The sequence below is a fragment of the Microvirga rosea genome (assembly GCF_020595095.1).
Classification (GTDB): domain Bacteria; phylum Pseudomonadota; class Alphaproteobacteria; order Rhizobiales; family Beijerinckiaceae; genus Microvirga; species Microvirga rosea.
This window is the reverse complement of record NZ_JAJDOP010000001.1, coordinates 252,237-264,794: the sequence shown is the minus strand read 5'-3', so window position 1 is coordinate 264,794 and position 12,558 is coordinate 252,237. Positions and strand designations below refer to the sequence as shown.

At 61.6% G+C, this 12,558-nt stretch carries 8 protein-coding genes; 3 read left to right on the top strand and 5 right to left on the bottom strand.

Annotation, left to right across the window (positions count from 1 at the left end; genetic code table 11):
- Positions 1–13: 13 nt before the first annotated feature.
- A complete protein-coding gene (locus tag LJD17_RS01255) occupies positions 14–943 on the bottom strand; it encodes a dihydrodipicolinate synthase family protein (RefSeq protein WP_227382075.1) in 930 nt (309 codons plus the stop codon).
- Between the two features lie 125 nt (positions 944–1,068).
- Here LJD17_RS01255 and LJD17_RS01250 point away from each other — a divergent pair, with 125 nt between their 5' ends.
- Together LJD17_RS01250 and LJD17_RS01245 are read left to right on the top strand one after the other, a co-directional pair.
- Entirely contained in the window at positions 1,069–1,767 is a 699-nt protein-coding gene (locus LJD17_RS01250) for a GntR family transcriptional regulator (RefSeq protein ID WP_227382073.1), read from the top strand.
- Between the two features lie 46 nt (positions 1,768–1,813).
- Positions 1,814–3,289, top strand: a complete 1,476-nt coding sequence (locus LJD17_RS01245) for an aldehyde dehydrogenase family protein (RefSeq protein WP_227382071.1) — start codon at positions 1,814–1,816, stop codon at positions 3,287–3,289.
- A gap of 45 nt (positions 3,290–3,334) precedes the next feature.
- Here the strand turns inward: LJD17_RS01245 and LJD17_RS01240 are convergent, their stop codons facing one another.
- The 3 genes from LJD17_RS01240 to LJD17_RS01230 form a co-directional block, all read right to left on the bottom strand.
- A complete protein-coding gene (locus tag LJD17_RS01240; RefSeq protein WP_227382070.1) occupies positions 3,335–3,823 on the bottom strand; it encodes a DUF2165 family protein in 489 nt (162 codons plus the stop codon).
- A 144-nt stretch (positions 3,824–3,967) separates the two neighbouring features.
- Entirely contained in the window at positions 3,968–4,501 is a 534-nt protein-coding gene (gene ppa, locus LJD17_RS01235; RefSeq protein ID WP_227382890.1) for an inorganic diphosphatase, read from the bottom strand.
- 132 nt (positions 4,502–4,633) lie between these two features.
- Positions 4,634–5,155: a GNAT family N-acetyltransferase gene (locus tag LJD17_RS01230; RefSeq protein ID WP_227382069.1), complete on the bottom strand. Its 522-nt coding sequence runs from the start codon at positions 5,153–5,155 to the stop codon at positions 4,634–4,636.
- Positions 5,156–5,553: 398 nt separating this feature from the next.
- Between LJD17_RS01230 and LJD17_RS01225 the strand changes: the two genes are divergently transcribed.
- Positions 5,554–9,696 (top strand): calcium-binding protein, encoded by a 4,143-nt coding sequence (locus tag LJD17_RS01225; RefSeq protein ID WP_227382068.1) that lies wholly within the window; start codon positions 5,554–5,556, stop codon positions 9,694–9,696.
- A gap of 109 nt (positions 9,697–9,805) precedes the next feature.
- Here the strand turns inward: LJD17_RS01225 and acnA are convergent, their stop codons facing one another.
- Positions 9,806–12,514, bottom strand: coding sequence for an aconitate hydratase AcnA (acnA, locus tag LJD17_RS01220; RefSeq protein WP_227382067.1), 2,709 nt, complete (start codon positions 12,512–12,514; stop codon positions 9,806–9,808).
- Between the last annotated feature and the right edge of the window lie 44 nt (positions 12,515–12,558).

Genomic DNA, 12,558 nt, shown 5'->3' with positions numbered 1-12,558 from the left:
ATCGTCGCCCGGATCAGGCTGCCGGTTTGAGGCCGACCTCGGGAAGGGCCGGACGTGTCTTGAGCGCCTTGGCCATGACCGCTTCCACGACGGCGCGCTCTTCGGGGCCGAGCGGAAGCCGGGGCGGCCGCGTGATGGCGGATCCCCGGCCCATGATTTCCTCGCACAGCTTGATGCATTGCACGAGATCGGGGCGGGCATCGAGATGCAGCAGAGGCATGAACCACTCGTAGAGCGGCATGGCCTCCTCATAGCGACCGGCCTTCGCGAGACGGAAGAGGGTTTCGCCTTCCCGCGGAAAAGCGTTCGACATGCCGGAAATCCAGCCTTGCGCGCCGAGCATCACGCTTTCCACCACCACGTCGTCGAGCCCGGCGAAAATCACGAACCGGTCGCCCACCATGTTCTTCACGTCGGTGAAGCGCCGCGTGTCGCCGGAGGAATCCTTGAAGCACACGATGGTGTCGCAATCCGCGAGCGAGGCCAGGATTTCGGGCGTCACGTCGTTCTTGTAGATCGGCGGGTTGTTGTAGACCATGACCGGCAGGTCGGTTGCCTTGGCGACGCCCCGGAAATGCGCGGCGGTCTCGTGCGGCTTCGACGAATAGACGAGGGCCGGCATGACCATGATGCCGTCGAGGCCGACGCGCTCCGCCTCCTTGGCGGTTTCGCACGCGAAGGCCGTGGTGAATTCGGCGACGCCCGCGATCACCGGAACGCGTCCCCGGGAGACGGCTTTCGCCGTTTCCATGAGCGCGACCTTCTCCGAGCGGCTCAGCGAGGTGTTTTCCCCGACGGTCCCGCAGACGATCAGGCCGGACACGCCGTCGCGGATCAAACCGTCCAGGACCTTCGCGGTCGCATCGAGATCGACCGAGAAGTCCGACCGAAACTGCGTGGTGACCGCCGGAAAGACGCCTTCCCAGCCGATTTGCTTCGCCATGGCGGCCTGCTCCTGTAAGAGGTTGAGATTGCATAATGTAGATTGTATAAAATCTACTCTGTCAACCCAATCTGGTCCGAAGATGCTATGATCCCCCTCAACCCTCATACCCGTGTCCCGCCGGAATGACCCTCAGAGCCGCTCCCGCCGCAAAGCCCGTTCAGAAGACGATCCGGCACCGGACGATCTCCGCCGCCGTCGCCGAAGAGCTGCGCCGCCGAATCATCGACGGTGACTTCCAGGCGGGCTTCCAGCTCCGCCAGGACGCCCTTGCGACAGAATTTGGGGTCAGCCGCATCCCGGTTCGCGAAGCGCTCATGCAGCTGGAAGCGGAAGGGCTGGTGAAGATCCATCCGCACCGGGGCGCGATCGTCTCGGAACTCTCGAGCGAAGAGGTCGAGGAACTCTTCGAGCTGCGCGCCCTTTTGGAGCCGCGCCTGCTGAAGGCCTCCGCCCGATCCCTGACCGGGGAGGATTATCGTCAGCTCCATACGATCCTGCAGGAATACAGCGCCGAGCTGCGCGCGCACCACGTGAGTCGATGGGGCGAGCTGAACACGGAATTCCACCGCCTGCTCTACCGGCACGCGGAACAGCCCCGAACCATGGGGATTGTCTTCAACCTGCTTCAGGAATGCGATCGCCATACCCGGTTGCAGCTGGCTCTGACGGACGGCATGGAGCGTGCCGAAGCCGAGCATGCGGAGCTTGTCAGGCTTTGCGCCGAAGGCAAGATTGCGGCGGCCTGTGCGTTGCTGAAGATGCATATCGAAAATGCGGGGAAGTCCCTTCGCGAATACATCAAAGTTCATCACAAAGCGTGATGCCGACGACGTTCATGGACGCACCAGACAAGGATGGAGCCTCAAGATGAAGCCGAATTACATTGCGGGAGAATGGGCCGATACGACGCACGCGGCGCCCAACGTCAATCCGTCGAACACCAACGATGTGATCGATGAGTTCGCCCGTGCCGAAGCCGCCGACGCGGAGCGCGCCATCGCGGCGGCCTACGGGGCTTTTCCGGCCTGGTCGCGCTCCTCGATCCAGAAGCGCCATGACATCCTGAAGGCTGTCGGCGACGAGATCATCGCCCGCAAGGACGAGCTCGGCCGCCTGCTGTCGCGGGAGGAAGGCAAGACCCTGCCGGAAGGAGTCGGCGAGGTGGTTCGCGCCGGCCAGATCTTCCAGTTCTTCGCGGGTGAATGCCTGCGCATGGCCGGCGACAAGGTTCCGTCCGTTCGTCCCAATGTGGACGTGGAGATCACCCGCGAGCCGGTGGGCGTCGTCGGCTTGATCACGCCCTGGAACTTCCCCATCGCCATTCCGGCCTGGAAGATCGCGCCCGCGCTGGCCTATGGCAACACGGTGGTCTTCAAGCCGGCCGAACTCGTTCCCGGATCCGCCCATGCGCTGTCGGAGATCATCGTGCGCGCCGGCGTCCCGGCGGGGGTGTTCAACCTGGTGATGGGGCGCGGCTCGATCGTGGGCGAGGCGCTTCTCAACAGCCCCAAGGTGTCGGCCATCTCGTTCACGGGCTCGGTGCCGACGGGACGGCGGGTCGCGGCGACCTGTATCGCGGCCGATCCCATGAAGAAGCTGCAGCTGGAAATGGGCGGCAAGAACCCGATGGTCGTGCTCGACGACGCGGATCTCAACGTGGCGGTGGATTGCGCCGTCAACGGGGCCTTCTTTTCCACGGGCCAGCGTTGCACCGCCTCCTCGCGCCTCATCGTGACGGAAGGCGTGCATGACCGGTTCGTCGACGCCTTGACGGAGAAGATGCGCGGCCTCGTGATCGACGATGCGCTGAAGGCCGGAACCCAGATCGGCCCGGTGGTCGACCAGAACCAGCTCGATCAGGACCTGTCCTATATCCGGATCGGCCAGGACGAGGGCGCCAAGCTCGTCTGCGGCGGCGAATTGCTCAACCGCGACAATCCCGGCTTCTACCTCGCGCCCGCCCTGTTCACGGATGTGGACAATGCCATGCGCATCGCCCGGGAGGAGATCTTCGGGCCGGTCGCGACGGTCACGCGGGTGCGCGATTACGACGAGGCCCTGATGGTGGCGAACGACACGCCGTTCGGCCTGTCCTCCGGCATCTGCACCACGAGCCTGAAGCATGCGTCGCATTTCAAGCGCAATGCGGAAGCCGGGATGGTGATGGTGAACCTGCCGACCGCGGGCGTCGATTATCACGTGCCGTTCGGCGGCCGCAAAGGCTCGTCCTACGGACCGCGCGAGCAGGGGCGCTACGCCGCCGAGTTCTATACGACGGTCAAGACCGCCTATACGTTCGACGGCAATACCGGCGAGCCGCCGAAGACCCGCTCCAGCGAGTGACGGGATCGCCCCGCTCTCCCGGTTTCGGCCGGGAGAGCGAAGGCGCTAATCCTCGTCCGGCAGCACCACGTAGATGAGAACCGCCAGGATCGTCACGACGAACCGGAACGCGGACGGCGCTCCGTTCCATTGCTGCGACATCCACATGCCGAACCACTCGCCGCCGATCGACATGAAACCGACTTGCCATACGAGAAATCCCAGGGTGAGGCCGGCGATCGCGAAGGCCTTGGACGACCGGAAGGCCGCTGCGTCCCGCCGGATCGCGGACCCCATCCGAAAGGCGCCGATCCAGCACAACAGGGCGGTCGCGGCTTCTGCTCCAATGATCAGAGCGTAGGCCGCCTGGTGAAGAAACGGGCTCGTGACGGCCCGATAGCGGATCGTCGTATCCGGAAACAGGGTGTCCATGTCGAGCACATGATTCACGAACGCGAAGTTGGTGCCGTAATCCGTGATGTTGCCGAAGGCCACGAGGGTGGCGAAGAACGCGATGGCCGCCACCATGATGGTTTTCGAGGCGCGCACGATCATCTGTTCCCTCCGGGCGGATTTTTGTCTCGGGCGAAGCATCCATGTTTCCGGCGCCGGGGAAAGAGCAGGCGTGACCCGGTGCACGAAAAAATGGCCGGAGAGACTCCGGCCATGGCGGTCGTTTCAAGGAGCTGAGACCGGGCGTCAGGCCTTCTTCTTCGCCCGCTCGACGGCCTCGCCGATCAGGCGCTTGGCCTCGGTCGCATCGCCCCAGCGGATGATCTTGGCCCATTTGCCGGGCTCGAGATCCTTGTAGTGCTCGAAGAAGTGCTCGATCTGCTTCAGGGTGATCTCGGGCAGGTCGGTATAGTTCTGCACCCGATCGTAGCGCTGGGTCAGCTTGCTGGACGGAACCGCGATGATCTTCTCATCCTGGCCGCCGTCGTCCTCCATCACGAGAACGCCCACGGGACGCACGTTCATGACCGCGCCCGGCGCGATGGCGCGGGTGTTGGCGATCAGGACGTCGCAGGGATCGCCGTCGCCCGAGAGGGTGTGCGGAATGAAGCCGTAATTTCCCGGATACCGCATGGCGGTATAGAGGAAGCGGTCCACGAAGAGCGCACCCGACTCCTTGTCCATCTCGTATTTGATCGGCTCGCCGCCGAGGGGGACTTCGACGACGACATTCAGGTCGTCCGGCGGGTTCTTGCCAATCGGGATCGCATCCAGGCGCATCAAGCATTTCTCCGGAAAGGAACGTGTTGGGCACGCTTCCTACCCGGTGACGGCCCAGGCAACAAGGTGCCGGTGGCTTTTTCCTGGGGTGGCTGGGATTTCGATCTTAACGGAACGGCGAACGCCGCGCCCTCAAGACGCGCGGGTGTCGGCGAACAGGAACGCGACCTTGGCGAGGGGCGCCCCGCCGATCCGCTCCTCGACCCGGGTGATGCGGCGCCCGCCCATGCCCTCGTAGAAGGCGCAGGCGCGCTCGTTGTCGGCCAGCGCCCACACGGCGACCCGGCCCATGCCCCGGTCGCGCAGGTCGTTGCGCGCCGCCTGGAACAGCCGGCGTCCAAGGCCGACGCCCTGGTATTCGGGCAACAGATAGAATTCGTCGATCTCGCCCTCGGCCGGCAGCGACCGGTCGCGGCAGCGCCCGTAGGAGATGTAACCCGCCACGCCCTGGCCGAGATCGATCACCACGAGGGGCCGCCCGCGCGTCACCGTGGAGCGCCACCAGCGCGGACCGCGCCGGGTCAGCATCTTCTCCAGCGCCAGCCCCGGGATGATCCCCCGGTATGCCTCCCGCCACGCGGATTCGAACACGTGGGACAGAGCCTGCGCGTCGGCGGGCTTGGCGTGGCGGATACTGACGAGAAGGTCGCTCATGGAACGATGTCGGGGCAAGAGGAAAGCCAGGATGAAGTGTCCGCCCGGCAGAGTTAATGGGCCGTTAACAGGATCGCCTGAACGGCTGCGGAAGCTTGGGTTTATAAGGGATTGTGGGCGCCTGGAGGATGGGCAAAACGCCGCAAGCGGTCGGGGTGGGTCGAGATGCCGTTTCGGACGGCGGAAGGCTTCCATTACGGAAGCGGCGAGTTGATTTTGCCCGCCATCTTGAATAGAACTATTGCAACGTTATAAATAGGCACAATTGCCGATTCTAAGGATAAGGCGCCCGAACCGCCGGTGATCCGGCCCGTGAGGTCTCAGCCATGGGGGCTGCACGACGGGCCAGGACGAAACCATAGACCACAAACACATTCATATCGCGACGGAGCACGACAATGGCTTTTCCTGAACAGTGGGGTTCAGAGACCGAATTTGGAAATACTCATCTATACAATCGATACGACCAGGTCGTTAGCACCGCAGTTCTGAGAGATGGTTGGATTGTAACGGCATGGCGAGACGTAACAACCAATACGATAAAAGCCCAAGTCGCCAATGCAGATGGAAGTCTATATGGGGAAGCATTCAATATCAGTGAACCAGGAGAAGCTGGTAAGGATCGTCCATCTATCGCCGCCATGCCTGATGGACGATTTGTCGTCGTTTACAGCAAAATAAACCAGCAGCAAAAAACGCATACTGTTGTTCAAGAAACTTTTGATGTATTCACCGGAAAGTTAGATTCAAACCCGATATACTCGACTCCACTCGTAAATTCGAACATTGAATTCCATCCTGCTATATATTCGAATTCAGATGGTTCTTTCCATATAACCTATAATCAATCAGGTATAAAGTATTTCAAATATAGTAACGGAGTTGCTTCTACAGGAACTATAGATCCAGAGGTAACTGCTATTAACATAGCCGAAACTAGCACAAGTCAAGGAAACTTAATAAATCTACAATATACAGGAAAAGATAAAACTTTATATTTGTTAATAACAAAAAGTGACGGCATTCTACAGAGCCGTATACCTCTTAGAACGAACACAATTGAAGAAACAGCAAAACTTTCTAGTGTTATCACATTAAGCGATGGAAATTTTGCTGTCGTATACGCAGATTATGACAGCCAGACAAAATATGGCAGTTTTAAATTAATCACTTTATCGCCTCAAGGAAGCATTTTAGAAACCAAAGAGCTCGCTAAAGTTTATGGCGGTTTCTCGTCTAAACCAACAATAACACCTCTTCTAAATGGTGGTTTGGCTTTCTCATATATGGATACTACTTCATCCGGGGGGATACATATCGGGACTTATAAGAACGGGGTTATTGAACATAAACAATTATCCTTCGACTATGCAGCTTCCACCCAGATTAAGACTCTCAATGATGGACGATTTATAGTCGAATGGGTGCTTAATTTCGGGCCCAACGCGGGCGCCATCAAAGCTCGGATCTATGATCCCCGCGAAAGCGCTATCGACTGGACCGGTAGCGATATCGGCCAACAATATGCCGGCACCAAGCTTGGGGACCATATGCGCGGCGGCGCAAGCGACGACACCCTGTTCGGCGGTGTGGGGAACGATATCCTCGAAGGCGGCAGCGGCAGCGACCGGCTCGATGGCGGCGACGGCTGGGACATGGTCTCCTATCTCGGCATCCCCGAAGACAAGGGTGGTGTCACGGTCGATCTCACCACCAATCAGAACGCCGGCAACGCGGCCGGCGATGTGCTGACCAATATCGAAGTCGTGCAGGGCACCAATTCCGGCGATATTCTTACCGGCATCGATCGGGGCAACGGCAACGGCGTCGAACTTTACGGCATGGGCGGCATCGACACCCTCACCGGCAAGGGCGGCGGTGACCGGCTTTATGGTGGCGCTGGCGACGACATCCTGTTCGGCGGCGGCGGCGCGGACCTCCTCGATGGTGGCGATAATTGGGACATGGTCACTTATCTGGCCACGCCTGCCAGCGAGGGCGGGATCGTCCTCGACATGACCACCGGCGCAACAGGCGGCGCTGCGACGGGCGATACCTTGAAAGACATCGAGGTCGTGCAAGGCACCAACGCGGGTGACATCATCACCGGTGTCGACAAGGGCAACGGCAACGGCGTCGAACTCTACGGCATGGGCGGCAAGGACACTCTCACCGGTAAGGGCGGCGGCGACCGGCTTTATGGCGGAACAGGCGACGACGTGCTCAAGGGCGGGGGCGGCTCGGATCAGCTCGATGGCGGAGCCGACAACGATACGGCGGTCTTCTCCGGCAACCAGCAGGCCTACACCATCACCAGGAACGCGGACGGCACCTACACGGTCACCGGCCTGGACGGCACGGACCTGCTGAAGGACGTAGAATACGCCAAGTTCGACGACAGGACCGTGTCCCTCGCCGACATGAGCACAAGTCAGAACCCGAACACCCTGTCCTTCGACAACAACACCACCGTCAAAACCGTCGAGGACGACGATCAGATCCCCATCCTCGGAACCCTGAAGGCCACGGATCCGGATGACACCGCCGATAAGCTGACCTTCAGCATCGACCAGAGCGATACGAACAAAGGCAGGTTTATGATCCGCGACGGCAACCAGCTTGCCGTCGCCTACGGGATCCTAGACGCCGGAACCTACACCGTGAAGGTGAAGGTGTCGGACCCCCATGGCGGTTCGCTGGTGAAGGATTTCACCATCACCAGCACGCATGTGAACGTGGCGCCCGTGGTCGATAAGGTCGAAGCCGCGGGCTCTGGAACTGCCGGATCCGGCGACGATGCTGGGAAGATCTTGGTCAACGAAAACACCGGGACGCACACCATCGCCAGAGTAACGGCTCATGATACTGATGGCGGCACGGTTAAATATGAGCTGAAGACCAACCCGGAAGGTATTTTCGCGATCAATGAGACCACCGGCCTGATCACCATGAATGGCCCCGAAGTCTCGGCCGATACCATCTTTAACCTGAGGGTGGCGGTCACCGACGGGCAGGGTGGCGCGACGGAGCAGGTCGTCTCCATCAAGGTGAAGAACGTCAATAAGGCCCCCGTCATCGACAACCTGTCCAATGCGCAGGTGGATGAGGGCTCCGATGTCGGCGCCGCCATTGGCACCTTCGCGGCGCACGATCAGGACGACGGTCCGACGGGCCTCAAATTCGAGCTCAAGGACGACCAAGGCAATGCCGCCGACGCCAACGGCCTGTTCGCCGTCGATGCGACAGGTCACTTGACCGTCGCCAAGAAACTGCCCGTGGCCGAAGGCAACCAGACCTTCACCATCACCCTCAAGGTCTCCGACAAGGACGGCGGCGCAGGCTCTCTGGCCACCTACCAGACCTTCACCATCACCGTGGCGGATGTGGTCAACGGCAACCATGCCCCCAATAACCTCAAGCTGAACGGCGCTACCGAGCTCAGGATCAAGGAAAACGACCCTTTCACCGGCACCCTCTCGGCGCAGGACCAGGACAACGACGCCAGTCTCGGCTGGAGCTTCGACAACACGGTGGCCGGCCATGCCAACGACCGCTTCGAGATCGTCACCAATGCCACAACGGGTCAGAAGCAGCTCAAGCTGAAGGCTCCGCTCGACTACGAGACACTTCCGTTGAATGCCGACGGCAGCAAATCCGTCATGGTCTATCTCAAGGCAAATGACGGCAAGCCGGGCGGAACGAGCGCCACCCAAGCCTTCAAGATCAGCGTCGAGAACGTCGATGAAACGCCCACGAACCAAGGCCCGTCGGCGCCGGTTCTGAGCGGCAACACGGCGGCGGAATACGCCACCGCCGGCACCCTGGTCGGCACCCTTGCGGCCACCGATCCCAACGGCGACAGCCTCAGCTACAGCCTGACCAACACTGCCGAGGGCCGCTTCAAGATCGCCGGCAACCAGATCCTGGTCGCCGACGGCTTCCGCCTCGATTTCGAGCAGGCCAAGGCCCACAACGTCACCGTTCAGGTCTCCGACGGCAAGGGCGGGCTCAGCACCCAGACCTTCGCCATCAATGTCGGCGATGTCACCCGCGAGGTCACGGCGGGCAGCACGGCCAATGACGTGTTCAAGGGCGGTGCGCTGGCGGATCGGCTCGCGGGCGGTCTTGGCAACGACAAGCTGTGGGGCGGGCTCGGCAACGACCAGCTTACCGGCGGCAAGGGCAAGGACACGTTCGTGTTCGACACCAAGCTGAACAAGTCCAAGAACAAGGACCTGATCAAGGATTACTCGGTCAAGGACGACACGATCTGGCTCGACAATGCCCTGTTCAAGGCCAACAAGGCGCTGTACGCGGCGACCAAGAAGGGCACCGAGAAGAAGCCGCTGAAGATGGCGAGCAAGTTCTTCAGCCTGGATACGGCCAAGGACAAGGACGACTTCTTTGTCTACGACTCGCACAAGCGGGTGCTGTACTACGATGCGGACGGCTCGGGCTCCAAGGCTGGGGTGGCGATTGCCACCTTCACCAACAACAAGGACCTGAAGAACTTCTCCTACAAGGAGCTGCTGTTCGTGTGATGTGGGAGCGGCCCGCGCAAACGGGCCGCAACCGATCGTCCGCACAGACCAATAAAAAGCCCGCCCCTCTCACGAGAGGCGGGCTTCGTCGTTTCAAAGGCGCCTGGCGTTATGCCGCCAGCTGGCGCAGCACGTAGTGCAGGATGCCGCCGTTGCGGAAGTATTCCAGCTCGTCCAGCGTATCGATGCGGCAGACCAGCGGAACCTTCTTCACCGTGCCGTCGGCGGAGGTGATCTCAGCCTCCATGCGCTGGCGCGGCTTCAGGTTGCCCGCGAGGCCGTGGATGGTGACGGTCTCGTCGCCTTTGAGCCCCAGGGACTCCCACGACGTATCGCCCTCGAACACGAACGGCACCACGCCCATGCCGACGAGGTTCGAGCGGTGGATGCGCTCGAAGCTTTCGGCGATCACGGCGCGGACGCCGAGGAGGTTCGTGCCCTTGGCCGCCCAGTCGCGGGACGAGCCGGTGCCGTATTCCTTGCCGGCCAGAACCACGAGCGGCACGCCTTCTTCCTGGTACCGCATGGCGGCGTCATAGATGAACATCCGCTCGCCGGACGGCTGGTGGATGGTGTAGCCGCCTTCCACCACGTTGCCGGTCTCGTCCCTCACCATCTGGTTCTTGATGCGGATATTGGCGAAGGTGCCGCGCATCATGATCTCGTGGTTGCCGCGCCGGGTGCCGTACTGGTTGAAGTCGGCCACCGCGACCTGGTGCTCCTGCAGGTATTTTCCGGCCGGAGAGTTCACCCGGATGTTGCCCGCGGGCGAGATGTGGTCCGTGGTGATCGAGTCGAGGAAGAGGCCGAGGATACGCGCGTTCACGATATCCGTGACGGGCTTCGGCTCCTTGGTCATGTTCTCAAAATAGGGCGGGTTCTGAACATAGGTCGATCCGATGTCCCACTCGAAGGTGAGACCCGGCTCCACCGTGACCTTCTTCCAGTTCTCGTCGCCCGTGAACACGTCCGCGTAGCGGCTCTTGAACAGCTCGCTCGTGATCGTGCGGTCGATGAACTCCTGCACCTCGGCGGAGGAGGGCCAGATGTCCTTGAGGAACACCGGCTTTCCATCCGAGCCCGTGCCGAGCGGCTCCGTCGTCAGGTCCACCAGCATGGTTCCGGCGAGGGCGTAAGCGACCACCAGGGGCGGGGAGGCGAGGTAGTTCGCCCGCACGTCCGGGTTCACGCGGCCTTCGAAGTTACGGTTGCCCGAGAGCACCGAGACGGCCACGAGATCGTTGTCGTTGATCGCCTTCGAGACGTTTTCCGGCAGCGGGCCGGAATTGCCGATGCAGGTCGTGCAGCCGAAGCCCACGAGGTTGAAGCCGAGCGCGTCGAGATCCTTCTGCAGGCCCGCCTTCTCGAAATACTCGGCGACGATCTGCGATCCGGGGGCCAGAGAGGTTTTCACCCACGGCTTGGTCTTCAGGCCCTTCTGCACCGCGTTGCGGGCCAGAAGGCCAGCGCCGATCATCACGCTCGGGTTCGAGGTGTTGGTGCAGGAGGTGATCGCCGCGATCACCACGTCCCCATGGCCGATGTCGAAATTGGCGTCCTCGACCTTCACCCGCTTGCCGATCTCGGCGGCCTTGCGGAATTCCTTTTCCATGGCGGTGCGGAATTCGGCGTTGGAGGTGTCGAGCGTCACCCGGTCCTGCGGGCGCTTGGGGCCTGCCAGCGAGGGCTGCACGTCGTTGAGGTCGAGCTCGAGGGTGTCGGTGAAGACCGGATCAGGCGTTTCCGCCGTCCGCCACATGCCCTGGGCCTTGGCATAGGCCTCGACGAGGGCGATGCGCTCGTCCGTCCGGCTCGTGGTCCTGAGATAGTCGACGGTGCGCTGATCGATGGGGAAGAACCCGCAGGTCGCGCCGTATTCGGGAGCCATGTTGCCGATGGTTGCCCGGTCGGCCACCGTCATGTCGTTGAGGCCGGGGCCGAAGAATTCCACGAACTTTCCGACCACGCCCTTCTTGCGCAGCATCTGCGTCACGGTCAGCACCAGGTCGGTGGCGGTGACGCCCTCGCGGAGCTTGCCGTTGAGCTTGAAGCCGATGACTTCCGGAATCAGCATGGAGATCGGCTGGCCGAGCATGGCGGCCTCCGCCTCGATGCCGCCGACGCCCCAGCCCAGAACCGCGAGACCGTTCACCATGGTGGTGTGCGAATCAGTGCCGACCAGGGTGTCCGGGTAGGCCACGTCGAACTCGCCGGCGGCCACGTCCTTGCGGGTCCACACGGTCTGCGACAGGAACTCGAGGTTCACCTGATGGCAGATGCCGGTGCCGGGAGGAACCACGGAGAAGTTCTCGAAGGCGGTCTGGCCCCACTTCAGGAAGCGGTAGCGCTCGCCGTTGCGCTGGTATTCGAGCTCGACGTTGCGGTCGAAAGCCTTCGGGGTGCCGAACTCGTCGACGATCACCGAGTGGTCGATCACGAGATCGACCGGCACGAGCGGGTTGATCTTGCGCGGGTCGCCGCCGAGGGTCTTCATGGCATCGCGCATGGCCGCGAGGTCCACCACCGCCGGAACGCCCGTGAAGTCCTGCATCAGGACGCGGGCCGGCCGGTAGGCGATTTCCTTCTCCGCCTTGCCGCGGTTGCCGAGCCATTCGGCCACGGCCTCCACGTCGGCCTTGGTGACGGTGCGGCCGTCCTCGTAGCGGAGCAGGTTCTCGAGAAGGACCTTCATGGAGAAGGGCAGCTGCGAAATGCCCTTGAGTCCGTTCTTCTCCGCTTCCGCGAGAGAATAATAGGTGTAGGTCTTGTCGCCCACCTGAAGGGTCTGGCGGGCATTGAAACTATTGGAGAGCGTCACGGCGAATCCTCGCGTGCATTTGGGTTACGAACAGGTTGTTCGGC